Here is a 721-nt window from a genome sequence, read left to right on the forward strand (position 1 = left end):
TCTCGCCGTATCGAAGGTGATGAGCGTACTCAACTAAAAGCAGCATTAAGCACTCTAGAACTGCCTCAAGGCATGGGCCTGATTGTTCGTACTGCTGGCGTTGGTAAGAGCGCAGAAGAACTTGAGTGGGACTTGAACGTACTGCTGAACCATTGGAGCGCGATTAAGGGCGCGGCAGACTCTAACCCTGCCCCATTCTTAATCCACCAAGAAAGTAACGTTATCGTTCGTGCAATTCGTGACTATTTGCGTCGTGATATTGGTGAAATTCTTATCGACAGCAACACCATTTATGAACGTGCGAAAGAGCACATTCAATTGGTTCGCCCAGATTTCATCAACCGCGTTAAGAAGTACGAAGGCGAAGTGCCGCTGTTTAGCCACTACCAAATCGAGAGCCAAATTGAATCGGCTTTCCAACGTGAAGTGCGCCTACCATCTGGTGGTTCTATCGTAATCGACCCAACGGAAGCTCTGACTTCTATCGATATCAACTCTGCTCGTGCAACTAAGGGTGGTGATATCGAGGAAACAGCACTGAATACCAACCTAGAAGCAGCAGATGAGATCGCTCGTCAATTGCGTCTACGCGACTTAGGTGGTCTAGTGGTTATCGACTTTATCGATATGACACCAGTGCGCCACCAACGTGAAGTAGAAAACCGCCTACGTGAAGCAGTTCGATTAGACCGTGCTCGCGTACAAATCGGTCGTATCTCAC

Annotated in this window: 1 protein-coding gene; it reads left to right on the plus strand. The window is 48.4% G+C overall.

The window, feature by feature from the left end; all coding sequences use genetic code 11:
* A partial coding sequence (locus tag R7O13_RS26895) for an Rne/Rng family ribonuclease (protein ID WP_318305212.1) occupies positions 1–721 on the plus strand: 721 nt, incomplete at both ends.

It is taken from the genome of Vibrio sp. Y176 (assembly GCF_033438945.1).